Annotated in this window: 25 protein-coding genes, 1 tRNA gene and 1 pseudogene; 8 read left to right on the top strand and 19 right to left on the bottom strand. The window is 61.2% G+C overall.

The features are described 5' to 3' along the window. Positions 1–135 precede the first annotated feature (135 nt). The 3 genes from AC0L2R_RS18725 to AC0L2R_RS18715 all read right to left on the bottom strand — a co-directional run bounded on the left by AC0L2R_RS18725 (position 136) and on the right by AC0L2R_RS18715 (position 4664). Positions 136–1590 (bottom strand): HlyD family type I secretion periplasmic adaptor subunit, encoded by a 1455-nt coding sequence (locus AC0L2R_RS18725; RefSeq protein WP_473494321.1) that lies wholly within the window; start codon positions 1588–1590, stop codon positions 136–138. Beyond that, a complete protein-coding gene (locus tag AC0L2R_RS18720) occupies positions 1587–3347 on the bottom strand; it encodes a type I secretion system permease/ATPase (RefSeq protein WP_473510926.1) in 1761 nt (586 codons plus the stop codon). The genes AC0L2R_RS18725 and AC0L2R_RS18720 overlap by 4 nt, the downstream gene beginning before the upstream one ends. Positions 3348–3425: 78 nt before the next feature. Beyond that, positions 3426–4664: a CAP domain-containing protein gene (locus AC0L2R_RS18715; RefSeq protein WP_473510734.1), complete on the bottom strand. Its 1239-nt coding sequence runs from the start codon at positions 4662–4664 to the stop codon at positions 3426–3428. 254 nt (positions 4665–4918) lie between these two features. Between AC0L2R_RS18715 and AC0L2R_RS18710 the strand changes: the two are divergent. Then, positions 4919–5192 (top strand): annotated as a pseudogene (locus AC0L2R_RS18710) (IS5/IS1182 family transposase); the annotation flags it as partial. A 56-nt stretch (positions 5193–5248) separates the two neighbouring features. Here the strand turns inward: AC0L2R_RS18710 and AC0L2R_RS18705 are convergent. From AC0L2R_RS18705 to AC0L2R_RS18640, 14 genes are all read right to left on the bottom strand, one after another. Then, complete coding sequence (locus AC0L2R_RS18705) at positions 5249–5941, bottom strand: response regulator transcription factor (protein ID WP_473510733.1); 693 nt, start codon at positions 5939–5941, stop codon at positions 5249–5251. After that, positions 5938–8691 carry a DUF4118 domain-containing protein gene (locus tag AC0L2R_RS18700; RefSeq protein ID WP_473510732.1) on the bottom strand — a complete coding sequence of 918 codons (2754 nt, stop codon included), beginning with the start codon at positions 8689–8691 and terminating at the stop codon, positions 5938–5940. Before AC0L2R_RS18700 ends, AC0L2R_RS18705 begins: the two co-directional genes overlap by 4 nt. Before the next feature lie 69 nt (positions 8692–8760). Continuing rightward, positions 8761–9330: a potassium-transporting ATPase subunit KdpC gene (gene kdpC / locus AC0L2R_RS18695; RefSeq protein WP_473494316.1), complete on the bottom strand. Its 570-nt coding sequence runs from the start codon at positions 9328–9330 to the stop codon at positions 8761–8763. Between the two features lie 12 nt (positions 9331–9342). Next, the gene (kdpB, locus tag AC0L2R_RS18690; RefSeq protein WP_473510731.1) at positions 9343–11436 is read right to left on the bottom strand and encodes a potassium-transporting ATPase subunit KdpB; all 2094 of its coding nucleotides are present in this window, start codon (positions 11434–11436) and stop codon (positions 9343–9345) included. Beyond that, the gene (locus AC0L2R_RS18685; protein ID WP_473510730.1) at positions 11433–11663 is read right to left on the bottom strand and encodes a hypothetical protein; all 231 of its coding nucleotides are present in this window, start codon (positions 11661–11663) and stop codon (positions 11433–11435) included. The genes kdpB and AC0L2R_RS18685 overlap by 4 nt, the downstream gene beginning before the upstream one ends. A gap of 24 nt (positions 11664–11687) precedes the next feature. Beyond that, positions 11688–13391, bottom strand: coding sequence for a potassium-transporting ATPase subunit KdpA (gene kdpA / locus AC0L2R_RS18680; protein ID WP_473510729.1), 1704 nt, complete (start codon positions 13389–13391; stop codon positions 11688–11690). 33 nt (positions 13392–13424) lie between these two features. Next, positions 13425–13514, bottom strand: a complete 90-nt coding sequence (locus AC0L2R_RS18675; RefSeq protein ID WP_023797479.1) for a K(+)-transporting ATPase subunit F — start codon at positions 13512–13514, stop codon at positions 13425–13427. A 493-nt stretch (positions 13515–14007) separates the two neighbouring features. Continuing rightward, positions 14008–14190, bottom strand: a complete 183-nt coding sequence (locus tag AC0L2R_RS18670; RefSeq protein WP_036262205.1) for a hypothetical protein — start codon at positions 14188–14190, stop codon at positions 14008–14010. Next, the gene (locus tag AC0L2R_RS18665; RefSeq protein ID WP_023797481.1) at positions 14190–14378 is read right to left on the bottom strand and encodes a DUF3606 domain-containing protein; all 189 of its coding nucleotides are present in this window, start codon (positions 14376–14378) and stop codon (positions 14190–14192) included. The genes AC0L2R_RS18670 and AC0L2R_RS18665 overlap by 1 nt, the downstream gene beginning before the upstream one ends. A 324-nt stretch (positions 14379–14702) precedes the next feature. After that, positions 14703–14963, bottom strand: a complete 261-nt coding sequence (locus AC0L2R_RS18660) for a DUF982 domain-containing protein (RefSeq protein WP_167366476.1) — start codon at positions 14961–14963, stop codon at positions 14703–14705. 167 nt (positions 14964–15130) lie between these two features. After that, entirely contained in the window at positions 15131–15361 is a 231-nt protein-coding gene (locus AC0L2R_RS18655) for a hypothetical protein (RefSeq protein WP_027153036.1), read from the bottom strand. A 132-nt stretch (positions 15362–15493) separates the two neighbouring features. Continuing rightward, the gene (locus AC0L2R_RS18650; protein WP_091595693.1) at positions 15494–16255 is read right to left on the bottom strand and encodes an NYN domain-containing protein; all 762 of its coding nucleotides are present in this window, start codon (positions 16253–16255) and stop codon (positions 15494–15496) included. 86 nt (positions 16256–16341) lie between these two features. Continuing rightward, positions 16342–16614, bottom strand: a complete 273-nt coding sequence (locus AC0L2R_RS18645) for an Atu4866 domain-containing protein (protein WP_287196196.1) — start codon at positions 16612–16614, stop codon at positions 16342–16344. Positions 16615–16699: 85 nt separating this feature from the next. Further along, positions 16700–17425 carry an SDR family oxidoreductase gene (locus AC0L2R_RS18640; protein ID WP_473510924.1) on the bottom strand — a complete coding sequence of 242 codons (726 nt, stop codon included), beginning with the start codon at positions 17423–17425 and terminating at the stop codon, positions 16700–16702. 138 nt (positions 17426–17563) lie between these two features. On the opposite strand from AC0L2R_RS18640, the gene AC0L2R_RS18635 reads away from it, so the two are divergent. Then, entirely contained in the window at positions 17564–18454 is an 891-nt protein-coding gene (locus tag AC0L2R_RS18635) for a LysR family transcriptional regulator (RefSeq protein WP_473510728.1), read from the top strand. Between the two features lie 227 nt (positions 18455–18681). Beyond that, entirely contained in the window at positions 18682–19089 is a 408-nt protein-coding gene (locus AC0L2R_RS18630; protein WP_091595630.1) for a hypothetical protein, read from the top strand. Between the two features lie 61 nt (positions 19090–19150). Here AC0L2R_RS18630 and AC0L2R_RS18625 read toward each other — a convergent pair whose 3' ends face one another. Further along, the gene (locus AC0L2R_RS18625; protein WP_254021160.1) at positions 19151–19339 is read right to left on the bottom strand and encodes a DUF3606 domain-containing protein; all 189 of its coding nucleotides are present in this window, start codon (positions 19337–19339) and stop codon (positions 19151–19153) included. A gap of 71 nt (positions 19340–19410) precedes the next feature. On the opposite strand from AC0L2R_RS18625, the gene AC0L2R_RS18620 reads away from it, so the two are divergent. The 4 genes from AC0L2R_RS18620 (at position 19411) to AC0L2R_RS18605 (ending at position 24007) form a co-directional block, all read left to right on the top strand. Beyond that, positions 19411–20307, top strand: coding sequence for an ATP-dependent DNA ligase (locus AC0L2R_RS18620; RefSeq protein ID WP_473510727.1), 897 nt, complete (start codon positions 19411–19413; stop codon positions 20305–20307). Between the two features lie 366 nt (positions 20308–20673). Further along, a complete protein-coding gene (locus AC0L2R_RS18615) occupies positions 20674–21390 on the top strand; it encodes a hypothetical protein (protein ID WP_473510726.1) in 717 nt (238 codons plus the stop codon). 532 nt (positions 21391–21922) lie between these two features. Continuing rightward, entirely contained in the window at positions 21923–22279 is a 357-nt protein-coding gene (locus tag AC0L2R_RS18610; RefSeq protein ID WP_473494306.1) for a hypothetical protein, read from the top strand. A gap of 1251 nt (positions 22280–23530) precedes the next feature. Next, positions 23531–24007 carry a DUF1127 domain-containing protein gene (locus tag AC0L2R_RS18605; protein WP_473510725.1) on the top strand — a complete coding sequence of 159 codons (477 nt, stop codon included), beginning with the start codon at positions 23531–23533 and terminating at the stop codon, positions 24005–24007. 337 nt (positions 24008–24344) lie between these two features. Here the strand turns inward: AC0L2R_RS18605 and AC0L2R_RS18600 are convergent. Then, positions 24345–24434 (bottom strand) — tRNA-Ser (locus AC0L2R_RS18600). Between the two features lie 365 nt (positions 24435–24799). Between AC0L2R_RS18600 and AC0L2R_RS18595 the strand changes: the two genes are divergently transcribed. Next, on the top strand, positions 24800–25117 hold the full coding sequence (locus AC0L2R_RS18595) for a hypothetical protein (protein WP_473510724.1): 318 nt from the start codon (positions 24800–24802) through the stop codon (positions 25115–25117). Positions 25118–25133: the final 16 nt, after the last annotated feature.

Below are 25133 nucleotides of genomic sequence, written 5' to 3'. Positions count from 1 at the left end.
ACCCTGCGGTTCCATACCTTTCAGGCCTGGCTTAGATAATTTGAACCGCAACATCACACAGTTGAAAAGCTCGGCATGGCCGGGCTGCGTTCCCCGGAGCCGTGGCCACGGCACGGCGATAGGCCAGCCGCGCGACTATTCGCGGAATGCGCGGCTGATCTGGTCGGTCAATGGCTTCATCAGAAACGAGATGACGGTGCGATCGGTCGTGCGCATGAACGCCTCCACCGGCATGCCTGGCTTGAGGCTTTCCGGATCCAACGAGCCAAGCTTGCCTTCGTCAAGCCTGATCCGCACGCTGTAGTAGGATAGTCCGTTCCGCTCGTCTTCGACGAGGTCGGGAGAAACCGTTGCTACATGTCCTTCGATTTCCGGCGTGACCTGCTGGCTGAACGCCGACAGCCGCAGATGGACAAGCTGGCCGGGCTGGACCTGATCGATGTCTTGAGGCGCGATGCGTGCGTCCACAGTCAATTCGTCAGCGGTCGGGACAATCATCATAATTGGCTCGCCGGTCGTGACGACGCCGCCGACTGTATGGATCGCAAGCTGATGCACCCGTCCGTTCTGGGGTGAACGAATATCGGTCTGTCTAAGCAATTCCTCCGCAGCGATCTTTCGCTCTGCCAATTCTGTGGTTCGAGCCTCCGTTTCGCGTAATTCTTTCGCGACCTCGCTGCGCCAATCCTGCTGGATCTGGATGATGGCCATTTCTGTTTCGCTGATTCTGCCGTTCGCTTCGGCTATCGCAGCGACGAGTTGGCCGCGCCCTCCCTCGATCTGAGCCTCGCCCCGCTCCAGGTCCAGGAGTCGCGACCGCTGGACGAGTTTCTTTTCCCAAAGGCCCCTGACGCCCTTGATCTCGTCGCGGACCAACGCAATCTCGTGCTCCTTGGCCGCCCTTTGTGCCTCGAGGCCCGCTATCTCCTCCTTGAGCTGGCTCACCCGTTGCCTGCGTTGCTCGATTTGGGCACGGTAAGCTCCCCGGCGCAAAGCGAAAAGTTTCTGCTCCCCGCCGATCACACGCGCCACATGTCCAACAGAGGAGCGGCTGGTGAGATCTTCGGAAAAGGCTATCGCCTCGGCACCCTCACGCTCCGCTGTGAGGCGTGCCTCCCGCGCCGAGAGTTCGTCCAGGGTATTGGTTATGACGGCGAGATTGGCGCGTGTAAGCGTGTCGTCGAGACGGAGCAAAATATCGCCTGCTCTGACTTCATCGCCGTTGCGCACGTTGATCTCACCCACAACGCCGCCGCTTGGATGCTGAACCGCCTTGACGTTGGATTCCACTGCGATATGGCCGGTAGCGATGACGGCGCCTGACAATTCCGTCGTTGCGGCCCATGCACCAAGGCCGCCGACAAGCAGCGCCACGGTTGCGGCGCCAAGAAGCATATACCGGCGAAGGGATAAGTCGTTCTGCGTCGGCTGCGATCGCACATCGGTAGGGAGGTTAGCCCGAACGAACGGCAGCCCGCCGATTTTGCCCTTGACGCCGGCCAGATGGCTCGCTCCGGCACGAATATGCGGAATCATCCCCCTCACGCCGTTACGCGCGCCAAAGAACGATCGATCATGAAATAACGTCATCCTGATGCCTTTTCCTCCGGGGCAACTGCTTGAAGCGTTCCCACGGAGGCACTCCGCGTCGTGCCCCGGACGACCAGATCCCTCGCCCCAAATGCGTGCTGACGGCCGGAGTCGAGAACAAGTATAAGGTCCACTGCCGCCAGGGCGCTTGGACGATGGGCGATTACGACAACCACTCCGTGCCGCTGTTTGACTGCAAGGATCGCCTGGGTCAAAGCCTGCTCGCCTCCAGCGTCCAGATTCGAGTTCGGTTCATCCAAAACAACGAGGAAAGGATCACCATAAAGCGCGCGGGCCAGTCCGATGCGCTGCCGCTGTCCTGCTGAAAGCGATGCGCCGCCCTCGCCGATCTCGGTCTGATATCCGCGAGGCAAGCGCAGGATCATTTCGTGCATGCCCGCGGTCTTGGCCGCCGCGATAATGGTTGCCGGATCCGGAGAAGGATCAAAACGGGCAATGTTTTGAGCAATGGTGCCCGCGAAAAGTTCGACATCTTGCGGCAGATACCCGATGTGCCGCCCCAGTGCCTCAGCCGGCCACTGTTCGATGGCGGCGCCGTCCAGGCGGATTTTGCCGCGCGCTGCCGGCCAGACGCCGACGAGCGCCCGGGCCAGTGACGATTTGCCCGATGCACTCGGACCGATGACACCGAGCGCGGAGCCGGCACTCAGCGAAAACGCAACATCCTGTACGACAAAACGGCGTTCGCCTGGCGGAACGACGCTGATCTCTTCAACCGAGAGTTGTGTCCGCGGCGGCGGCAGCTGCAAGCGATCCTCTGTGGCAGGGAACTGCGTGAAAAGTTCGTTCAGCCGGTGCCAGCCTTGTCTGGCGGCAAGAAAGTTCTTCCAGTGCGCAATTGCGAGTTCGACTGGCGCCAGCGCTCGCGCGGTGAGAATAGAACTTGCGATGATGATGCCAGGCGTGGCTTCCTGGCCGATCACCAAATACGCTCCGATCGCGAGAACGACTGATTGCAGCAGCATCCTAAAGCCGCGGGAGAGCGCGCCGAATGAACCCGTGACATCGCTGGCGCGCATCTGCGCCTGCCTGTATTTGCCGTTTGCTTCCGCCCAGCGCGAGGCCATAGTGGATCTCATGCCCATCGCTTCGAGCACCTCGGCATTGCGAATGCTTGCCAGTGCGATACTGCTGCGCGCTCCGGCATATCCAGACATTTCAGTTGCTGGACGGCGGACCGTTTTCTCCGTGAGCACGGTCAATGCCAAAAGCAGGATCGCCCCAATCAGCGCAGCCAGGCCGAGCCAAGGATGGAAGGCAAAACAGAGCGCGAGATAAAGCGGCATCCACGGCAGGTCGAAAAGAGTGGCGGGACCACCGCTGGCCAGGAAACCGCCGATTTGATCGAGATCGCGCACCGGCTGCATGCCTTCGCCCGAACGGCCTCTGGCCAAGGGCAGTTGCGACATCACGCGGTAGGTCCGCTCACTCAGGCGCTCGTCGAGTCCGCTGCCGATACGCGCCAGCACCCGGCCGCGGATCGCGTCGAGTGCACTTTGAAAAACATATAGAATCGAAATCAGCAGGACCAGAGCCACCAGCGTCGGCACGCTACGGCTGGGCAGGACCCTGTCGTAGACCTGCAGCATAAACACCGAGCCGGACAACATCAGCACGTTGATAAGGCCGCTGAAACCCGCCACCGCCAAAAAGGCGCGCCGGAAATGCGCCAGGCAGGCAGCCAATTCGGACTTCGCCCTCGGCGGGCGGAGCTTCTCTGAACCAGATTGTGACATTGATGTCCCCTCGATCAACCGCATGCGTCAGCAGGCGATGCGGGCCCATAACTGCAGGCCCGCATCGTCCGGCATTGGCTACGCGGCCTGATCGGCGATCACGCTGTTGTTATGCGCAGACAGTTGCTCGATGAGTTTCGCAGCCAGCGCGTCGGCATCGCCCGCTTGCGTATGTGCATACTCTGCCCAATCAAAAGCCGGTCTCGGATCGCCCGCATTTGCTAGCGCGGTCGATACAGCGTCCCGGACCTGCTCGATAGCGTCGTCGAGTTGGCCCCGAGCGTTCCCGAGTTGTGGAAACACGATGTTATCGCCCTCAAGCGCCACCTGTGCGCCACTCTCCTTAGCCGTGCCAGGCGTTGCTTCGGCCTCCTCATGTTCGGCCAGGGTCTGCTCAGACCGGAAGTTTGCGCCCTGTTTGCCGAAGAAGTTTGCAAGCCACTGGGAGCCAGAAACCGGCTGGCCAGAGTCCGGCTGGCCAGAAACCGGCTGCCCAGAAGCCGGCGGCGTTGTCGGGGCCGGTTCAGCTGGCGCGGTTGGCGTCGGGGCCTGCTGCGGCGCCGGATCGGAAGCCGCAGGTTCATCCTGAACGGCAGCGACCGATCCCTGCTTCGGATCGACGAGATCGAGTTTGACGTTCTTGCTCCCGACAGAGACGGTGCGCGTCGAAGCTTCGATGCCCGCCCCCGAGAAGGTTACTGTGTAGGTGCCCGGCTTGAGGGCGAGGTCGTAGCCGCCGGCGCCCGTGGTCTTCGCCGTAAACGTCGTGCCCGTCGAACTCTTTGCCGTGATGGTGAGACCGGATAGACCTTCACCGGGATCGTAGAACCTGTCCCCGTCCTTGTCGTCGATCGCCACACCGGTCAGGAACAGGTCTGATCCTGTCTTGCCGAAATTCTCCGTCACGAAACCGCTGGAGCGCCCCCGGTAATCGCCAACCTCGAATCCAAGCCCTACCTCGCGGAAGTTGCCGTTGAGGATGTTGGCACGATGACCCGGGGAGTTCATCAGGTTGTTGTGCAGGAGCAGAATCTCGTCATTATAGCCTGTCGGTGACCTGGTCGTAGCCCACGCGATGTTCTCCCCTGTCGCCCAGGAGCCGGCGAGGGTGTAGCCAGCCGCCTTCATGCGCTGGGTGGGCGAGGAGCCTCCCGACCCCGTGTGAGAAAAGGTGTCGGTTGCAAGCATCCATCTGCTGTGCCCCTCAGCCGACTCGCTGAGATCATTGTCAAAGGCCAGCGGCTGCACGCCGGCCTTAGCCCTCTCCGCGTTGATAAGTTCAAGTAGATATTGTTCTTGTGCGCTATGTTGCGGCATTAGGTCGTCGCTCCACTGTTTCGTTTTTGGACGGTCCCGCCAAGTTGTAGAATTTCCCCAATCACGCTTGGTAAAAGCCGACTGTGGCTAACCTGCGGCAAGCAGCTGTTAACCATGATTTTGTTAAAGAGAATTTGTGGGGGTACGATAACACAAAATTTCATATTGTAATGCAACCAGCAAGTGTGACATTCAATTATGCGCGTTCTCGCGATGCGCGACGTGCGCGCCAGGCCGTGACAGTGGCGGCCGCGGCTATGCCGCCGGCAAGAGGTCGGGCTCTCGTCCTTTACCCCGCATGCCGCCGGCATCCAGATCGGGACGGCGCCCGGTCCGGTCCCGAACGCCTCGCGTCGACCTCTCCCATCAACCGATGGTTAATCGCCGATCCTAGACATCAGGGACCGTGTGGCCGAAGCCATCTCGATCGCTGTCAAGATCGTTAAAGGAAAAGCTGATCAAGTCGGCTTCGCCGTGCAAGCGGGACGCTTGGTTGTGGAGCGCTGGATCAGCCGCAACAGGCGGCTGATGGTAGGACGCCAGCCCCGCAGCGGGGTTAGACGGGCTCGCCCGCGGCCCTCGCTTCAGTCAACTTCGCGCAGGCGGTATCCGACGCCGGTTTCGGTGGTGATGTAACGCGGCTGGTCGGGCGTTTTCTCGATCTTTTGCCTGAGCTGCCGCACATAGACCCTGAGATACTGCACGTCGGTCGAATCGCCCCAGACCTGCTTCAAAAGAAACTGGTGGGTGAGAACCTTGCCGGCGTGCTGCACGAGGATGCGCAGGATGTCGTACTCCTTCGGCGAGAGCTTTATCTCCCTGTCCTCGATCATGACGATGCGCTTCACCAGATCGACCGTGAGATCGCCGGTGTGGAAGACCGGCTTCTCGCCTTGCTGCTGGAACTTGTGGCGGAGCGCCACGCGGATGCGCGCGACAAGCTCGTTCATGCCGAACGGCTTGGTGATATAGTCGTCGGCGCCGAAATCAAGTGCCGAGACGATGCCGGCCTCGTCGGTGCGGCTGGAAAGGATGACGACGGGAACATCCAGGCTGTCGTCCCGCCATTTGCGCAGCAATTCGTGGCCGCCCATGCCGGGCAGGCCGAGATCGAGCAGGATCAGGTCCGGCTTTTCCGTCTCCACGAGTTCGATCGCCGTCTTAGCGTTCGGCGCCTCGCTGATCGCATAGCCCTGGCTGCCAAGGCCGACGCGGAGCAGCTTGCGGATCGGCGGTTCGTCATCGACGACCAATATCCTGACGTCCAGATTCGTCATGCCAATTTAGCCACGTCGGGGTCGCCCACATTTCGGTCATCGCCGTTGGGGTCGTCGTCCACCGCGGGCAGTTCCGTCGGCACCGGCATTCTGATGGTAAAAACCGAACCCGAGCGGTCGGTTCTGTTGGCCGCCGAAATCGTCCCGCCCATCGCCTCGATGAAGCCACGGCAGATCGAGAGCCCAAGCCCGGTGCCGGCACGGACCTGATCGCCCTTGCGCACCCGGTGGAACGTGTCGAAAATGCGCTCCAGATCCGCCGGCGGAATGCCTGGCCCCTCGTCCATGATCTGCAGGATGACGGAACCATTGTCCGCCCAGCCCTGCAGGCGGATCGTCGAACCAGGCGGGGCAAATTTAGCGGCATTGTCGAGGAGATTGAACAGCGCCTGCTCGAACAGGACGGGGTCGACCCTCAGCATCGGCAGATCCGTGGGAATGTCGACTTCGGTCTTGTGTTCGCCAATGATTTTTCTGGCTCGATGCAAGGCGGTGCCGACAATGTCGCCGACATAGTGGAACGCGTAGTTCGGCTCCATCGCGCCGGATTCGATCTTGGTCATGTCAAGCAGATTGGCGATGAAGCGGTTCAGCCGTTCCGATTCGTCGAGCACGGTCGACAGCAGTTCCGCCCGGTCCGTTTCGGGAAGCGCCGGTGCAAATTCCCGCAATGTGCCGGCGGCGCCCATGATGGCGGCAAGCGGCGTCTTCAGGTCGTGGGAAATCGAGGTCAGCAGCGCCGAGCGCAGGCGGTCCGCCTCGGCCTCGAGCTTGGCCCGGTCGACGTCGGCAACAAGCTGGATGCGTTCGATGGCGACTGCCGCCTGGTCGGCGAGCGCGTCCAGCAGGCGCTGCTGCTCGGGCGTCAACAGCGGACCTTGCTTGTCGTTGTCGAGGCCGACGACGCCGACAGCGGTGCGCCCGGTCCGCAACGGCAGATACAGGCGTCTTGCTCCGGGAAGTGTGTCAGCGCCGCGGCCCGCGGGACGATCGTGCTCCCAGGCCCAACGGGCGGCCGCGATGTCGGCCTCGGCCAGCGTGTCGTCGGGTGGGTAACCGGCCTTGACGGTGATCGTGCCGTTTTCCGGCAGCAGCAGCACCACGCGCAACTTCAGCATCGAAGCTATCTGGAAGGCAGTCGCCCAGAGCACGTCGTCAAGCGTGCCGGCGCCGGCGAGCTTCTTCGAGAAGAGATAGATATCTTCCGTGGCGCGTGCCCGCGAGCGGGCAGCGACCGCCTGTCGCTGCACGCGCACTGTCAGATTGCTGGCAATGACCGCAACAACCACGAAGGCAGCCAGCGCCACGATGCTCTCCGGATCCTGGATCGTCAGCGTGTAACGTGGTTCCAGGAAGAAATAGTTGAAGGCAATGGCGCTGACGACGCAGGCATACAAAGCCGGCCAGAGACCCCCGGTCACCGCCGATGTCAGAACCCCGATGAGAAAGATGATCGCCAGATTGCGGACGTCGAGAAACTGGTGGAGAAGGACGGCGAAGGCGAGCGAGCCTACAACGTAGGCCGTGGCCTTGAGATAGGGCCAGATCTCGAATTGCCACTGCTCGTCCGCCGTCTTGACAGCCCTCGACGTCGCCTCGGCGTTGCGTTCGTTTCCCGAAATGACATGGACGCTGATGTCGCCGGCATGGCGGATGAGATCATAAGTGAGTGAGCCTTCGATCAATTCCCGCCAGCGCGATCGGGTCGGCCTGCCGATCACGATATGGGTGAAGTTGTTGGCGGTCGCATGGCGAACGATGTCCTGCGCGACGTTCTGACCTGGAATGGTCGTTACCTCGGCGCCGAGTTGCTCGGCAAGGCGCAGCAGCGTCGCCAGCCGATCCTTGGCCTCCTCGGACGTGGCGGCTGAACGAGGGGTATCGACGTGAAGCGCCGTCCAGGGGGCGCGGAGCCGGTCGGCCAATCTCCGCGCATAGCGGACGCGGGCCGCCCCGCCCGGACGCGCGTCGACGCAGACGAGAACCCTTTCCCCCGCCGCCCAGGGTCCGGGTATGGCGTGGGCCTGCATGTGGGTCAGCAACTGCTCGTCGACGCGCTGGGCGGTGCGGCGCAGCGCAAGTTCCCTGAGCGCCGTCAGATTGCCCGGCGAGAAATAATTCTCGATCGCGCGCCGGGCGGTGCTGGGGATGTAGACCTTGCCTTCCTCGAGTCGCTTGATCAGGTCGTCGGGCGTGAGATCGATGATCTCGATGTCGTCGGCCTGATCGATGATGGAGTCTGGAACCGTCTCGCGCACCCTGACGCGCGTGATCTGCGCCACGACATCGTTCAGGCTTTCGACATGCTGGATGTTGAGCGTGGTGTAGACGTCGATGCCGTGCGTCAGGATTTCCTGAACGTCGAGATAGCGCTTGGGATGGCGGCTGCCCGGCGCGTTGGTATGGGCCAGTTCGTCGACGAGGACCAGCGCCGGCCGCCGGGCAAGGATGGCATCGAGGTCCATCTCCTCGAGGGCGCGCCCCTTGTAGTCGACCCGACGACGCGGAATCACCTCATAGCCGTCGACCAGCACCTGGGTTTCCTTGCGGCCGTGCGTCTCGACGACGCCGATCACCACGTCCACTCCGTCGGCCAATCTTGCACGGCCCGACATCAGCATTTCATAGGTCTTGCCGACACCGGGTGCTGCACCCAGAAAAATCCGCAGACGACCGCGCCCCTCCCGCTCCGCACGGTCAAGCAGGGCGTCGGGTGAGGGTCTGGTTTCGTTGCTTCTGTCGTCCGGCATCACAATCGATCATGAATGGCGCCGGGGATGGTGTCGATCCCCAGCCCACCACTCATTGCTTCCCACCATTCATTGCCTGGTGGCCTCGTCCAGCGCCAGGTTGAGCGCCAGCACATTGACCACAGGCTCTCCCATCAAACCGAGTTCGCGGTCCTCGAGGTGGCTGTCGACAAGGGATTTGACCCTGGCTTCATCGACGCCCCTGGCCCTGGCCACCCTGGCGACCTGGAAATAGGCGGCCTCGGGGCTGATATGCGGATCGAGGCCGCTGCCTGAAGTCGTGACCAGATCGATCGGCACCGGCTGGTTCGGATTTTCCCCTTTCAGCCTGTCGGCATCGCTCTTGACGCGGTCGATCAGCTTGGCGTTGGTCGGCCCGAGATTCGAGCCGCTCGAAGCGGCGGCGTCGTAGCCGTCGCCGGCAGCCGACGGCCGGCCATGAAAATAGCGCTCGCTGGCAAAAGCCTGGCCGATCAGCTCGGAGCCGACGAGCTTGCCGTCCCTCTCGATCAGGCTGCCATTGGCCTGGCGCGGGAACAAGGCCTGGGCGATGCCGGTCATGCCGATCGGATAGATCAGGCCGGTCAGGATGGTGAAGAAAACGATCATGGTGATCGCGGGTCTGATTTGCTTGAGCATGGACTTGATTCCCTATGCGAGGCCTAGCGCGGTGATGGCCATGTCGATCGCCTTGATGCCGACGAAGGGGGCGACGAGGCCGCCGAGGCCGTAGACAAGAAGGTTGCGGCCGAGCAGCGCGCCGGCGCCGACGGCGCGATATCTGACGCCTCTTAGCGACAGCGGGATCAGCGCGACGATGATCAGTGCGTTGAAGATGATGGCCGAGAGAATGGCGCTCTGCGGCGTTGCCAGATGCATGATGTTGAGCGCCTGCAGCGGACCTGACGTCTGCCCCGGCGCGATGTAGAAGACGGCGAATATGGCCGGGATGATGGCAAAATACTTGGCCACGTCGTTGGCGATCGAGAAGGTCGTCAGCGAGCCGCGCGTCATCAGCAGCGCCTTGCCGATTTCCACGATCTCGATCAGCTTGGTCGGATCGCTGTCGAGATCGACCATATTGCCGGCTTCGCGTGCGGCGACGGTGCCGGTGTTCATGGCGACGCCGACATCGGCCTGCGCAAGGGCCGGCGCATCATTGGTGCCGTCGCCACACATGGCGACGAGCTTGCCCTTGGCCTGTTCGTCGCGGATGAGCTTCAGCTTGTCCTCGGGCGTCGCCTGGGCAAGGAAATCGTCGACGCCGGCCTCCGCCGCGATCGCCGCCGCCGTCATCGGGTTGTCGCCGGTGATCATGACCGTGCGGATACCCATCTTGCGCAGTTCGGCGAAGCGTTCCCGGATGCCGCCCTTGACGATATCCTTGAGATGGACGACGCCGAGCAGGCGTCCGTCGCGCTCGACCGCAAGCGGCGTGCCGCCGGATTTGGCGACGTCGTCGGCGATCGCCTGCAGATCGCGGACGGTGTCGCTGCCGGGGCGCGTGCCATGCGTAGCGACCGTCGACTGATTGACGAACGCGAGCACCGAATCGACCGCGCCCTTGCGAACCGAAGAGCCATCGATGTCGACGCCGCTCATGCGGGTTTGCGCGGTGAAGGGCACGAAAGCGGCATGCAGTGCTGCCATGTCGCGGGCACGGATGGCGTATTTCTCCTTCGCCAGCACGACGATCGAGCGGCCTTCCGGCGTTTCGTCGGCAAGCGAGGCCAACTGCGCCGCGTCGGCCAACTCCTGCTCGGTGACGCCCTTGACCGGGCGGAATGCCGTCGCCTGGCGATTGCCGAGCGTGATCGTGCCGGTCTTGTCGAGCAGCAGCGTGTCGACGTCACCCGCCGCCTCGACCGCGCGGCCCGACATCGCCAGCACGTTGAACCGCACCAGGCGATCCATGCCGGCGATGCCGATGGCCGAAAGCAGCGCGCCGATCGTCGTCGGGATCAAGGTGACGAACAGGGCGACGAGGACGGTCACCGAAATGGTGCCGCCCGAATAGGCGGCGAAACTCGGGATCGTTGCCGTGGCCAGCACGAAGATCAGCGTGATGCCGACGAGCAGGATGTTGAGCGCGATCTCGTTGGGCGTCTTCTGGCGCGCAGCGCCTTCGACCAGCGAGATCATGCGGTCGAGGAAGGTGTGGCCGGAGGCCGCGGTGATGCGCACGCGGATCCAGTCGGACAGAACCTGCGTGCCGCCGGTCACCGCCGAACGGTCGCCGCCGGATTCTCGGATCACCGGAGCCGATTCGCCGGTGATCGCCGCCTCGTTGACCGAAGCGACGCCTTCGATCACCTCGCCGTCCGACGGAATGATGTCGCCGGCCTCGACGAGCACCACGTCGCCGACCTTCAGGCTGGTGCCTGGCACCAGCTTGAACCTGGTGCGGTCGTCGCCGCTCAACAGCTTGGCCTGGGTCTCGGTGCGAGCCTTGCGCAGCGAATCGGCTTGGGCCTTGCCGCGGCCTTCGGCGACCGCTTCGGCGAAGTTGGCGAAAAGCACGGTGAACCACAGCCAGATGATGATCTGCAGCGAGAAGCCGAGATCGCCGCCGCCGGTGACGAGATCCTTGACGAACAGGACTGAGGTGAGCGCCGAGACGACGGCGACGACGAACATCACCGGATTGCGCATCAAGGTGCGCGGGTTGAGTTTCCTGAAGGCGCCGTCGACGGCGGGCAGCAGGATACGGGCATCCATGATGACAGCGGATTTGGACTGGCTCATTTGGTGGCTCCAGTATCGATATTATTGGACGGCACCGATCGATCGGATGCCGAAAGCAGATGCGGAAGCGCGGAGGCCAGCAGCCAGACCACGATCATGACTGCCGCAATGCCGAAGAACGTGGACAAGGTCGGAAAAGCCGGCGGGGTCGGGAAAGGAGGCGGGGTTGCCCCTTTCCGATCGTCTCGATGCCGAATCTTGCGACGTATGGATTTGAGCCAGGACATGACATTCATCCAAGGTGGGACGGTTCAGAAAGTCTGCCCGTGGATGCCGGCCAGGTGCTCCACGATCGGCCCGACTGCCAGCGCCGGGAAGAAGGTGAGGCCGCCGACGATCAGAATGACGCCGACCAGCAGCCCGACGAACAGCGGCCCGTCGGTCGGAAAGGTGCCGGCGGAGGCGGGCACCGTCTTCTTGGCGACCAGCGAGCCGGCGATCGCCAGAGCCGGGATGATGACCAGGAAGCGGCCCATCAGCATGCCGATGGCAAGCGTGACGTTGTACCAGGGCGTGTTGCCGGTCAGGCCGCCAAAGGCCGAGCCGTTGTTGGCGGCAGCCGAGGTGTAGGCATAGAGAACTTCGGAGAAGCCGTGCGGGCCGGCATTGGCCATCGAAGCGACGCCTGTCGGCAGCACCACCGCGATGGCGGTGAAGATCAGCATCGCCAGCGGCAGGCAGAGAATGGCGAGCATCGCCATCTTGACCTCCTTGGCCTCGATCTTCTTGCCGAGATATTCGGGCGTGCGTCCGACCATCAGTCCGGCGACGAAGACGGCGATCACGATATACATCAGGATGCCGTAGAGACCGGCGCCGACACCGCCGACAATGACCTCGCCGAGCTGCATGTTGATGATCGGGATCATGCCGCCAAGCGCTGTGAAGCTGTCATGCATGGCGTTGACGGCGCCGCAGGACGCGGCGGTGGTGATCACCGCAAACAGCGCCGACAAAGCGATGCCGAAGCGCGTTTCCTTGCCTTCCATGTTGCCGCCGTCGATGCCCAGCGCATGGACCAGCGGATTGCCTGATGCTTCCGCCCAGTAGCAGACGGCAACGCCGGCGATGAACAGGACGCCCATTGCAGTCAAGATCGCCCAACCCTGGCGCTGGTCGCCGTTCATGCGGCCGAAGACGTTGGTCAGCGCCGCACCGATGGCGAAGATCGAAACCATCTGGATCAGATTCGAGATCGCATCGGGATTTTCGAAGGGATGCGCGGCATTGGCGTTGAAGAAGCCGCCACCATTGGTGCCGAGCATCTTGATGGCGATCTGCGAGGCAACCGGCCCGACCGCGATCGTCTGCCGCGCGCCCTCCAGGGTTGTGGCGTCGAGATAGGCGCTGAGCGTCTGCGGTATGCCGAGATAGACATAGACCAGCGTCAGCACCATGCAGAGCGGCAACAGCAGGTAAAGGGTGCACCGGGTCATATCGACCCAGAAATTGCCGATCGATTTGCCGGAAGCCTTGGTGAAGCCGCGGATCAGCGCGATTGCGATGGCGATGCCGGTCGCTGCGGACAGGAAGTTCTGCACGGTGAGGCCGGCCATCTGCACGAGATAGGACATCGTGCTTTCACCGCCGTAGTTCTGCCAGTTGGTGTTGGTCATGAAGCTGGCGGCGGTGTTGAAGGCGAGCCCGGGTTCGACGGAGCTCATGCCGGCCGGATTGTAAGGCAGGCTGCCTTGCAGCCGTTGCAGGGCGTAGAGCACCAGGAAGCCGGCGAGGTTGAAGAACAGCACGGCCGCCGCGTAGGTGGTCCAGTGCTGGTCCTCACGCTCGCTGGTCCCCGAGATGCGATAAAGGCTGCGCTCGACAGGACCCAAAATCGGCGAGAGGAATGTGCGGTCGCCGCTGAAAACGCGATACATGTAGCCGCCGAGCGGCTTCACCAGCAAAACGACGATCCCGCAATAGACGAGGATCTGCATCCATCCGTTGAAAGTCATTGAAATAGCCTTCCGTGCCTGCGCCAGTTGCCGTTAGAAACGTTCTGGGCGAATGAGGGCGTATGTCAGGTAGACGAGAAGGAACAGGGTCACAGCGCCACCGAGGATATAGTCGACAAGCATGTTGCGGTCCTTCCGCCTAAAGACTGTCGCAGGCTTTGACGAAGGCGAAGAACAGGGCGAAAAACAAAAACCCTATCCCGAGAACGATGATGTCCATCGGAGCTGTTCCTTATTTTCGTTTTTGCACTGGCTTGCCTGCAGCCGGGCAGCGTTGAAGTCATGTGAAGACACTCTGTCGCGATGATAATGGCGACCGAGATGTGTCCTTCCCGACGGAATATGGATCCAAACCCCATAAAGGTTCGAGACGTGGCGAAGAGGAAAGAAATAGGAATCCTATAAAGGATTTGCCGTCGCGGTTCTCTGCGCGGCGCTCGAAGACAAGTCGTGCACCGGCGCGGAGCCACTGAAAATCAACGATTTCGGCGCATACGCCCGCTTCCCGCCCAGTTCATCGAAGAACGGAATGCGGCTGTCGTCCGGCGAGCGAATGGCTGGCGCGTGCGAAGCTGATGCGGGAACGAGGGCGGACTCGCGCCGCCAAATCGGCTGCTCAGCCTTCGGCCTTGAAGTTCTTGGCTTCCTTCTCGACCTTGGCGCTGTCCTTGCCGTGCTTGCGCATCAGATCCTTCGCCTGGTTGGGCGAAACGTCAGTTGTCTCGGCCAGGCGCAGGGCCTCCTTGTCGTCCGGTTCGCGTTTCTTCCGATCTGCCATTGCGGTCCGTTTGTCAGCCATCACAATGCCTTTATGCTCTTGGCGATTTCGTTCAGCACTTTGCGGTCGGTGCCGTGGCGCTTGATCAGCGTGCGAGCCTGGTCGGGAGTGATGCCGGCTTCCTCGGCGAGATGCCTCACCTCATAGTCTTCGTCGCCGGCTACTTGTGAGCGATCGCGGTTGTCGGTCTTGGTCTTGTCGTCTGGCATGGCAGTTCTCTCCTCACTTAGAGGCTGTTTGGAAAGTCTACTCCGGCGGCCATCTGATGGCGTTTTCTGCGCTTCCGGTGCTCACGGACCCGAACGTCCGCTGCGCTCCGTTCTCGAAACCACCACCATATGACTCGCCGGAGCGACTTTCGAAACAGTCTCTTGGACCTGGAGCATAACGGCGGAGATTTCGTGAGGTTCCTTAATGCATGTCGCCCAAAAGTGCGCAGCGGTTTTGGGACAACGACATGGTCTTGGGCAACGACATCCCTAAAAACAAGAACCAAAAGCACGTCGCATCGCGCTCTTCAGACGTGGCGCGCCTTAATGCCGGCCTTCGCGCACAAACACATGGGCTTCCTTGGCTGCCGCCGTGAATGCCCGCCGCGCAGTGCCAACCGCCCGCCGCTGCTCCATCGCATCCATCATGGCTTTCAAGGCCGCGCGATATTTCGGCCCGCGCTTTTCGTCTGGCCATTTGTCGACCAGAAGCGAGGCCGCCTGGACCGTCCTCGTCACAGAAAGCCGGCGTCCGGTGCGTTCGCTCTCGATCGTCACCGGAACGTCGAATTGTTCATCACGCATTGCCGTCAATCCTCGACTCCAAGGACAGCAACGGCGCAGCCGGATTATTCGTTCCGACAGCGAATGGCGCGATCAATCCCGATCACAATTCATGGTTACTGAGTGGCTTATGTCGCCAGTCTCATTTTAGACAGTGCGCAAGCCAATTGCGGGCCGGGCGATGTGCATCAGCGGCACCGATGGTCGAACACGATCCCCATGGTCCTACCAATTGCGGTCATGACGATAAGCTCGACCAGTTGGTCGTCGCTGTCCGTACAAGCTGGGCCTGCCCGGCGGATGGTATCTATTGCGGCTCTGGTCGATATGGTGTCGCCGGCGCGGAATTTTGAAAGCGCAGATGAAACGAGTTCATGGGCCGGCAAGTCAACGACAGGCGCTCTCGAAACGATGTCCATTGGCCTCCTCCGCCATGAACTCTCTGCCACGAGAATAATACGCCGAATGGAGGTTTTCGCCAGCGAAATTGTGGTCCGACCAGAGGCCGATCGGACACCAATTGGACTGGGACAGCTAGCTTTTTGCAGGGCTCAGCGCGATGCTGCCGACCTCGATTTCTCTCTGCCCTTCGCAGCTGGCTTGACTCTTATACGCATCGCTCCACCCTCGGGATGATCGATCTCAAAGGCATTGGTCTTGCGCACGAGATCGCTCAGCTTGCGAAAGCCGAAGGTCCTGGGATCGAAGTCCGATGCCAGATTGGCGAGTTGATTGCCGACAATGCCGAGCGGCACCCAGCCGTCCTCGGTTCCCATCTGTGAAATGACCCTGGTGATGATCGGCGTCGCGGCGCTGGGCGGCTGCAAGGACTTCGTCGGCGCCGCATCGTTCGCGTTGGCTGGCGCAGTCGGCAGCAGGTTCTCGGTGTATACGAACCGGCGGCAAGCCTGCCGGAAACTCTCCGGCGTCTTCTGCTCGCCAAACCCATAAACGTCGATCCCGTGCTCCCTGATGCGAGCGGCAAGGCGGGTGAAATCGCTGTCGGACGACACCAGGCAGAAGCCTTCGAACCGCCCGCTGTGGAGAAGGTCCATGGCGTCGATGACGAGCGTGATGTCGGATGCGTTCTTGCCGGTGGTGTAGGCGAATTGCTGCTGCGGGATGATCGCATGCTTCGACAGCACATCCGCCCATGCCTTTGAGCGGGTGCTAGAGAAATCGCCGTAGATGCGACGGACGCTTGCCTCGCCGATCTTCGCGATTTCCTCGAACAAACCGTCGGCAATCTTGGCCGAGGTATTGTCCGCGTCGATCAGCACTGCAAGACGTGGAGAACGTGGTTCGGTTGGCAAGGTGAGCCCCTGTTTTTGGCTGCGCACCAGAGACATATGGTGCAGCGGCGCCATGCGAAATCTTTTTATCGAAATACGAACGTCATCTACTTCTCCCGATACAAGATCATGCCGGCGTGGTGCAGCACGCCGTCGATGAACGTTCCGTCAGCGGTAAAGCCGGTGTCGTCCCAGTAGTCGATGTGATTTCCCCGGATCTCATAGCGCCCCTGGTATGCGCTGTCACGGTTCCCGCGCGCTTCGTCATAGCGACCATTTGGAAGCAAGTTGTGGCGGATATGGCCATCCGCCGTGACCCACATCCCGACATAGGAGTGGCTTGCCGAAGCTGGGGTAACGGAATTCTGCGCGATATTCATTTGGGCAAAACCTTTCTGTGCGGATAAGCCGGCCGCGCCGGCAACAAGCACGGCAGCGGCAAGTATGGAAATCTGTTTCATAGGACTACTTGCTGGCTGTCGGCCGGATGACGATCTCGTTCACGTCGACATCGTCCGGCTGTTCGATGGCAAAGCGCACGGCACGGCCGATCGCGTCGGGCTGCAGCGCAATGGCGCGATAGGTCTTCATCGCTTCCACTGCGATCGGATCGGTGATCGTGCCGGCGAGCTCGCTCTCGACCACGCCGGGATGAATGCAGGTGACGCGGATGTTGTCGTGCTCCTGCCGCAAGCCATCGGAGATGGCGCGGACCGCGTATTTGCTTGCGCAATAGACAGCGGCTGTCGGCGATACCGAAAGCGCGCCGATGGAGGCGATGTTGACGACATGGCCGGAGCCTCGGGCCGTCATCTGCGGCAGCACCGCAGCGATGCCGTAGAGCACGCCCTTGATGTTGACGTCGACCATTCGCTCCCATTCGTCGACCTTCATCGAGGCCATCAGCGACAACGGCATGACGCCGGCATTGTTGACGATCACATCGACGCGCCCCCAGGCCTGGCGCGCCGCTTCGGCAAAGGCGGCGACATCGGCGCGGTCGGTCACGTCCAGGCGGCGTGTCAGTGCCTCCCCGCCCTTTGCCCTGATCTCTTCTGCGAGGGCGTCCAGCCGACCGGTGCGGCGCGCACCCAGCATGACCTTTGCCCCGGCGGCACCGAGCTCCCGGCCGATGGCGGCGCCAATGCCGCTCGAAGCCCCGGTGATGAGCACGACTTTGTTGGGGGACAAGTTTGGGTTGAGGGACATGTTCGGTCTCCGTCTGGTTGATCCTTGAACCGCGATGCAGCGGTTGCCACGAAGATGGATCTGTTTCACTGTAGCGATAAGACGACCATTCGTTTACAGCGTCGAAAGCACAGCTAACCAATGCAGCCGGATCTCAATGCGCTTGCCGTCTTCGCCCTCGTCGCCGAGGAGCGGAGCTTTCGCGCGGCTGCGGACCGGATGGGCGTCACCCGCTCGGCGGTCAGCCAGACGATGAAGCGGCTGGAAGAGACGCTCGGTATCGGGCTGGTCCAGCGCACGACGCGAAGCGTCAGCCTGACCGAGGCTGGCGAACGCCTCTACGCCGAGATAGCGCCCGCCATCGCCGACATGCGCGCCGCAATGGAGAGCACAGGGGACCTGCGCGGGCGTCCGCGCGGGCAGTTGCGGCTCGCCGTCTCGTCGATCGCCGAGCGCTTTCTTTCAGGGCCGTTCCTGGCGACCTTTGCCGAAGCCAATCCGGAGGTCCGGATGGACATCACGGTGACGGACGAGGAATTCGATATCGTCGCCGAGGGATACGATGCCGGCGTCAGGCTCGGCGAGGTGATCGAGCAGGACATGATCGCGGTGCCTGTCGCCGGTGAGGAGCGGCAGCTGGCCGCCTGCGCGCCGGCCTATCGTGATCGGTTTGGCGAGCCGTCGCATCCGCAGGAACTCGCGGGCCATCGCTGCATTGGCTGGCGTCGCGCCCCGAAGGTCGCGCCCTATCGCTGGGAATTCGCCGAGGACGGCAAGGAGTTCAGCGTCGCGGTTGCGCCGGAGATCACGACCAACGACATGGCGTTGATGATAAAGCTCGCCATCGCCGGAGCCGGCATCACTTTCGGCATGGAGGAAAGCTTTCGCCCGTGGATCGCTCGGGGCGAACTGGTGCCGGTTCTCGTCGACTATTGCCCGCGCTTTGCCGGCTTCTACCTTTATTATCCGAGCCGTCGCAACGTCGCGCCGAAGCTGCGCGCGCTTGTCGAACACCTGCGGCGTCCTGGCTAGCGTTTTCCACGCGGACGATTGAACCGAAATCGCTTTCCGGCCGCCCGCTTTGGGACGGGAGTCCAGATCGTCAAACTCCGCTGTGCGCACCCGGTATCTCGATGTTGCATTTATATTAGGGTGAGCGCATGTTTTCATCAGCCGGCGCAAGCCGGTTAGGCCCGGTGGCCAGCCGGTCACCCCCAACAGGCTGCCGGGCCGCCTGCAACGGCTTGGGAGGACATGACATGCCGAAAATCTCGGAACTCTTTTTCAAGACAGCGATCGTCTTTCTTATTCTGGGAATTGCAGCCGGCCTGCAAATGGCAATTTCAGGCAATCACGGCGCCTACCCGGCTCACGCACACATCAATCTCCTGGGATGGGTAACAAGTGCAATATTCGGTGGGTACTACGCCCTGAACCCGACAAAAGCCGCCCGCACTATCGCAATGGTCCATTATGGCGTCTATAATTTTGGCTTGGTGGTGATGTTGCCGGCCCTCTACTTGATGCTGCATGGAAATCCGGCGCTTGAGCCGATCGTCGCCACCGGCTCGATGATCGTCGCTGCCAGCGTGCTCATCTTTGCCTTCGTGGTTTTCTCCGCCGAAACGGCGCGCTCAGTCTCGGGAATGCCTGCGGTTCCACGCTAAACGATGTCAGGATATTGCTGAGCCAACAAAAAGGCTCGCGGCACCTCTGAGAGTTTGGTCATCATTGTGCCGGCAATGCCTTCGCGGCGGCGGTCAGGGTTGCCCGATCGTTGCCGTGCTTGCGGATCAGCTCGCGCACCTGCTCCGGCGTGATGTTATTCTGCAGAGCGAAGAAGTTCACTTCATAATCATCGTCCGCCGATATCTTGTTGCGGTCGCGAAAGTCGCGTTTGCTTTTGTCGTCTGCCATATCGCACGTCCTTTTAGAATTTTATCATATTCACTATGGCTAATATACGCCGATGACCTAGACTGGGTTCCATGCGCAGGCGGGCAGATGCCGGCACCGGCCGGCTAGAGTTCATTCCCCCGATGGAGCCCAAGCTGGTGGCCATGCCGCCCGAGGGTGACAACTGGATTCATGAGATCAAGCTGGATGGCTACCGCGCCCAGATCATTATCAACGGCCCCGAGGATATCCGCGTCTATACCGAAACCGGTAAGGACTGGACGCGTCAGTACCTGGGCATTTTGGAAGCCGCGGCGGAGCTTGAGGTGAAAAACGCCATCATCGACGGCGAGGCGGTCGTCACCGACAAGGCCGGCATGCCCGACTTCAACGCGCTCCAGAACGCCGTCCACGACAATCCCTACGGCATGTACCTGTGCGCATTCGACATTCTGCACCTGAACGGCCATGATCTGCGCGACGTCGGCTGCAAGGCGCGCCGCGAAATTCTCAGCGGTATCATCAAGCCGCACAGCCGGATTCGGTTCAGCGAGGCCCTGCCAGGTGACGCGCGGTCGCTCTTCCACCTCGTCGAGGAGGTCGAGCTTGAGGGAATTGTCTCGAAGCGCGCCGACAGCAAATATCGCAGCGGCCTGACCTCGAACTGGCTGACGACCAAGAGCTTCACGGTCGATGAATTCGAACTGCTGGGCGTCGAGCGCCAGCCCGGCGAGGCAGCCTTCGCCCTTTTGGCACAGCCCGGCACCGGGAAATATGTCGGTTCCGCCCTGATCAGCCTCGGCCGCGACATGAAGGAGCGGCTGTTCAAGCGGGTTCGGGAGCACGCCGGGCCGCCGCCAGAGGCCATGAAGAAACGGCCGGGGACACAATGGCTCAGGCCCGGGGTGAAGCTGCGCATCAGGCATCTTCGCGGCGACCACAGCCACATACGCAATGCGTCGCTGCTGGGTTTCGGTGACGAGAGCTAGTGCGCTTTGTCTGCCCCCTTTGAGCGACGGGCGCTTCGGCGCCGCAGCCAGAAGCACGTCGTGACCTGGGAGTGGTTCACGCGGCTGGCCAACGACTGGCTGCCCAAACCTTCATCCTTGGCCGCACCAGCGCTTCGCCGTCAATTAGCCGAAGCAGGAGCCGTATGCCCCTTGCCTTGATTGGGCTCGTCGGATCTGTGTGGGGCGCTCGGCAATGGGCGTGCCCACCGCTGTATTATGCGATTATGCGACGATTGAGCCCGCTACGGACATGCCCGGCTGGGCGGCAACCAGGCCGCGAATTGGCCGCAACGTCCCGGTTCAACTGTCTGCCGTGGCTCATGCTATCCCTGAGGTGCGTGAAGTATGAAGTATCTGTTGTCTCTGGGCATTGTGCTCTTTTCGGTACCTTTATCGGCATCGGAGATCATCCTGGAGCAGGTCACATTGCGCCGAGGGATGGAAGGCGACACCAGGCAGTCGGGAGCCTTGGACGATCCAAAAACCTACAGCAAAAACAAGGTGTACCGTGAGGAGAAGGAGCTCGCAGCGAAAGCTGGCGTCGAGATAGACCAATTCCTGGATGACTACTATGCGAAAGGATTTCGGAAAGAAACTGGAGCCAACAGAGCGGTACACTACCTGATATTCTACAATTCAATCTCGGCACCGCAGTGCAAGAGGGAATATTTGATCCAGCGGGTAAGGCATACCAAAATATACTACCGAGGGAATAGAAAGATTGCCGATAAAGAGGTCAAGTACCTTGTGGAGGTTTTCAAGCTGAACAGCTACGGGCACACCAAACGCGCCGACGGTCACGTTCAGCTCCATTTTCTGGGAGACGTCCAATCGAAAAAGACCGTCGTCGACATCGAGGTCGGTTGCGGCGAGGTGCGCAGCGTGGCCGATGGATCGGCTTGGCCTCTCGAGCAGAAAATCCTGTTTAAAGAGTTGCAGGATTATTCCAGCAAACCCGGCCTCTACGACAAGGTCAGCTTCGAGTTCTCCAGCTCCTACAGCTTTACCTCGGAATTCGACCGGAATGGACACAAGATAACGCTGCCGGATTTTCTTAGGTAAGCTTCCTCGAGGCGACCTTGCTGCCTTCCCGGCTGAAGCAGCTGATCTGAGCCGTGCCCGACTTTCCTTTCAGCCGCCGCCGGCACAAGATTTCTTACGGTGACAGTGCACCTTTTTTGTCTTCTTCTGTTTCCGCAACCCGTTGCCCGCTGCCTCACGGTGGCGGGGCCTTTTGATGGGCACACGGGAACCAGAGCTTGGCGATCCGGTTAACTGGATATGCCAAACAAGATCAAAGACCCGCCACCGAAGCCCGCCCCGAAAGAAGACACCTGTCCGTCGTGCCGACAAGGAAGCATCGCCGGAGCCTGAACATGTGGACCCGCCGCCACGAGACGTGCGCGAGGCTCCGGCACCAAATCCAAACGGCGACAGGACGGGCCCAACCGGCCAGCAGTAGGCGAGGCAAGCAACTGCGGGAACGGATACATTTTTGTCAGCAGACAACGCTGCCCCATTCCATAGCGCCTCTCCGAACTGTTGTTTCGGTGCTATGGTGTTCCTGCATGATCAGACTGCAAGGATATGAGGCATGCCCGAAATCACCCGCCGTACACTTCTTGCGTTCACCGCCGTAGCCTCGGTCGTTGAACCGACGTTTGCTGAAGGGGAAGGTGCCTCGCGCGAATTGCAGGCGCTGATTGGAGCCCATGAGGCGGCCTATGTCGCGCTCCACAGGGTTGTTCATCGAACGGACAGCAGCAGCCACGACCGCAAGAGGGCAGACCGGATTGAAGAGGAAGCATTGCTGGCCATCTGCTCCTATCCTGCGATCAGTCGAGGCGACCGCCGAGCCAAGGCCGAGTACCTGTTAGCCACTGAGGCACGGGGCGAACTTGACCTGGAAGAGCACATGCAGGCCATCCTGCACTCGATGATGCGTGGCTGATACCATTGTCACCGGCAGCCACCGCAATTCGACGGCTCCGGCGAGTTCAATGGAAAGCGGATGGTTCTGCGGCTCTCTTGGACTGCTCGGCCCGACGATGTGGGTGCCCGTACACGTGGGAGAGCATCACATCGAGCCCTTGAGACCGGTACGAGGTGCAGCCGCCCGGTATCTACCTACGCGGCGCGTCGTTGAGCGAGGTGGAAACCCGAACGGGCTCGACGAGGCTCGACGGCGGTCACGATGCTGTGGTGGTGATCGCAGTACACGCGGTCAGGCGAAGTTGGCCCAGCACAAAAGCGGTGACCGCCGGGCACTGACCGATCTTCGCGAACCGGGAAGCGGCATTGACAACTGCCCAGCTTGATGAGGGGGACGTCGCTCGTTGGCAGTCTGGTATTTTCTGGCATGATGTCTTTCTGGTTCCTAAAGGTTGGCCGTACGTCATCGCCATGATCCAATAGTCTGGTTTCCACCGTGGAGGGCAGCGACTGCGTCGGGCGAGTTCATCTCGCTTGGCTGGCTATGGAACATCATGTGGTGTCGGGAACTGCTTCAAGCAATTGCTTGCGGCTAGAAGCCACACCGCTGCTGATGGGTGTCTCAGCGTCAAACCGTGAAGGCGAGAGCCCTGATCCATCAAAGTTTAACGACTGGGAAAGCGCACTGGAAAGCAAGTGCGGTAACAGTTGATTCAACCGTTGCTGGTAATTCTAGAGGAGTGTGGAAGCGGCTCCGACAGTGAGGCGGGGGAGCTGGATTGCCGGAGCCGCCTGCGCAATCCCGGGTTGGGGTTTGACCGCGCCGTCCTATTCTGGGACAGCGCGGTCAACGATTCGTTAAAATTGGAACTAATTAAGCGCATGCTAATTGAAATCGCGGTTTTGCGAGTCAATGCATGACCAGTGTCGCCGTGGGAAATGATTAGCTCGTTGTGTCGATAGCTGCGCTCGTGCCACCGTTTGGTCAGCGCGGCGAGGTCGGCATCGCAAAGTCTTGAGATGAAGGCCGGAGAGCCTGTCACAACAGCCTCTTGTTCAATCAGGTGTACTTCATCTTACTCCCTATCCAAGGAAATTTGATGGCCGCAGGCCCCGCTTTCCGGAAAGCAAAACTGGGAGCGGAGTTTTCCAATGTTTTCCCCGGTGTGGGAATTCCCACAGCCGAGCCTGGTTCGACTGGCATATCCTTGTTTGCAACATCCAGGCCCGCCGGCTCGTGTTCAAGCCGGCGAAGGGAAAGGGAACGGTCATGAAATTCTTGGCTCCCGTCACAAAATTTGCTGCGGCGTTTCGCAAATTCGCCGCGCGGCGCTACCGGCCGGAGCTTTATTATATGCGTGGCCCGGGGCCAGCCACCGCCCGCCGTATGGGCACGCACGCCGAGCGAAAGGCTCTGTTATCGGCAACGGACCAGTTGAGCCGTTTACCCGATGGCGTCCTTGGCGACATCGGCATCTCTCGTGACGAAATCATGTGCGCTTTGCGAAGCCGCGCCACCCGCCCTGCGGAGGCCTTTGCCCACGCCCGCTCTCCCCGAAGAGAGAATGACGCCATTCCGGGCGAGAGCCCAGAAGCTGCGGTAGTGGGTCATTTTGAAATTGCGGAGCAGGGCCATCATTGGCGGAATGAACTCAAGCCGGCCGAGTCCGGCACGCACTGGTTTACGCACGGGGCCACAATCACAGAGCCAGGCTGTCACCCCTTACGCCCCGCAATGGGTCAATAAGTCTGGCACCGTACTTGCCTGGTAAGATATGGGGTGGGGTGGAGGCCCGTCGCTTCGCAAATGTAGCGGCGGGTCTTCTGCATACGGGTCGCGCCCCGCCTAAAACCACAGAGATGGGCCGAGCTTGGAAAATTCCATCACAAACGCCTGAAACGAGTCGCCCAAAGCACAGCGTACCCAAGGACCGGTACCAGGCTCGCAAATTGGGGCAGCTTCGTGCGCGCTAACGAAGCAACATATGTCCATCTCGGCCTGAATTTCTGCAACTTCATGTCGTACCTAAATTCGTACGCAAGAAGAAAGGAAAAACCATTTGCGCAAGTAAATCAATGGCATCTGGCGGAGAGAGCGGGATTCGAACCCGCGTTACGGTCTCCCGTAAACACACTTTCCAGGCGTGCGCCTTCAACCACTCGGCCACCTCTCCGTCCTGGCATTTTCACCGCGGCCGGTTTCGCCGCGCGGGTTGGGGAGATGCCGTCTCCTTAGGGATTCCCGGTCCGGAACTCCGCACCGTAGGCGCCGTCAACCAGCGGACACCTTTTCCCCGCACCTGAGCCGTCAAAGCAACAGGCGCGGGGCTCATCTAGTCGATCCGGTGCCGAATGCCAAGACGCTCTATTCGCTTTGTCGGATAGAGCTGCTCTGTTCCTAGCCGACCGACGCCTCTCCGACGCGAACCGGCGGCGTCGGTTCAACTTCGCGTGTCGCAATTGCGGATAAAGCGCGCAGATCCTATTTATCAGTCCGATACAGATATTTCTGAAAAGCTTGCGGGGAGGTAAGGTCTGGGTGTTCCGCTTCGTCTTCCGTCTTGCCGCAATGGTTGCGCTTTCGGTTTCTGTCATCATGGCGGTGGTCGACGCGACGCGCTCGGTGGCGGCCTCCACCCTGGTCATGACTCCGCTCAACACCAGTTGGCTCGCCGTCTCGCCGGATACGCGAAGCGCCTTCGAAAGCTTCGTCCGCGACAGGCTTGGTCCGCTGCTGTGGGACGGCGCCATCGCCTGGGTGCTCAACCAGCCCGGCTTCGCGGTGTTCGCGGTGCTTGCCTTCGTTCTCTACATGATCGGCTACCGGCGCGAGCGGCCGACCGGGCGGTTCGCCTAGACTTGATAATTCTCCA

The sequence above is a fragment of the Mesorhizobium sp. WSM4820 genome (genome assembly GCF_055811075.1).
This window is presented reverse-complemented; position numbering and strand designations above follow the sequence as displayed.

Coding starts and splice junctions, on each gene's coding strand:
- AC0L2R_RS18725 (WP_473494321.1), bottom strand. CDS start 1,590: ATGACGTTATTTCATGATCGATCGTTCTTTGGCGCGCGTAACGGCGTG.
- AC0L2R_RS18720 (WP_473510926.1), bottom strand. CDS start 3,347: ATGTCACAATCTGGTTCAGAGAAGCTCCGCCCGCCGAGGGCGAAGTCC.
- AC0L2R_RS18715 (WP_473510734.1), bottom strand. CDS start 4,664: ATGCCGCAACATAGCGCACAAGAACAATATCTACTTGAACTTATCAAC.
- AC0L2R_RS18705 (WP_473510733.1), bottom strand. CDS start 5,941: ATGACGAATCTGGACGTCAGGATATTGGTCGTCGATGACGAACCGCCG.
- AC0L2R_RS18700 (WP_473510732.1), bottom strand. CDS start 8,691: ATGCCGGACGACAGAAGCAACGAAACCAGACCCTCACCCGACGCCCTG.
- kdpC (WP_473494316.1), bottom strand. CDS start 9,330: ATGCTCAAGCAAATCAGACCCGCGATCACCATGATCGTTTTCTTCACC.
- kdpB (WP_473510731.1), bottom strand. CDS start 11,436: ATGAGCCAGTCCAAATCCGCTGTCATCATGGATGCCCGTATCCTGCTG.
- AC0L2R_RS18685 (WP_473510730.1), bottom strand. CDS start 11,663: ATGTCCTGGCTCAAATCCATACGTCGCAAGATTCGGCATCGAGACGAT.
- kdpA (WP_473510729.1), bottom strand. CDS start 13,391: ATGACTTTCAACGGATGGATGCAGATCCTCGTCTATTGCGGGATCGTC.
- AC0L2R_RS18675 (WP_023797479.1), bottom strand. CDS start 13,514: ATGCTTGTCGACTATATCCTCGGTGGCGCTGTGACCCTGTTCCTTCTC.
- AC0L2R_RS18670 (WP_036262205.1), bottom strand. CDS start 14,190: ATGGCTGACAAACGGACCGCAATGGCAGATCGGAAGAAACGCGAACCG.
- AC0L2R_RS18665 (WP_023797481.1), bottom strand. CDS start 14,378: ATGCCAGACGACAAGACCAAGACCGACAACCGCGATCGCTCACAAGTA.
- AC0L2R_RS18660 (WP_167366476.1), bottom strand. CDS start 14,963: ATGCGTGATGAACAATTCGACGTTCCGGTGACGATCGAGAGCGAACGC.
- AC0L2R_RS18655 (WP_027153036.1), bottom strand. CDS start 15,361: ATGGACATCGTTTCGAGAGCGCCTGTCGTTGACTTGCCGGCCCATGAA.
- AC0L2R_RS18645 (WP_287196196.1), bottom strand. CDS start 16,614: ATGAATATCGCGCAGAATTCCGTTACCCCAGCTTCGGCAAGCCACTCC.
- AC0L2R_RS18635 (WP_473510728.1), top strand. CDS start 17,564: ATGCAGCCGGATCTCAATGCGCTTGCCGTCTTCGCCCTCGTCGCCGAG.
- AC0L2R_RS18630 (WP_091595630.1), top strand. CDS start 18,682: ATGCCGAAAATCTCGGAACTCTTTTTCAAGACAGCGATCGTCTTTCTT.
- AC0L2R_RS18625 (WP_254021160.1), bottom strand. CDS start 19,339: ATGGCAGACGACAAAAGCAAACGCGACTTTCGCGACCGCAACAAGATA.
- AC0L2R_RS18620 (WP_473510727.1), top strand. CDS start 19,411: ATGCGCAGGCGGGCAGATGCCGGCACCGGCCGGCTAGAGTTCATTCCC.
- AC0L2R_RS18615 (WP_473510726.1), top strand. CDS start 20,674: ATGAAGTATCTGTTGTCTCTGGGCATTGTGCTCTTTTCGGTACCTTTA.
- AC0L2R_RS18610 (WP_473494306.1), top strand. CDS start 21,923: ATGCCCGAAATCACCCGCCGTACACTTCTTGCGTTCACCGCCGTAGCC.
- AC0L2R_RS18605 (WP_473510725.1), top strand. CDS start 23,531: ATGAAATTCTTGGCTCCCGTCACAAAATTTGCTGCGGCGTTTCGCAAA.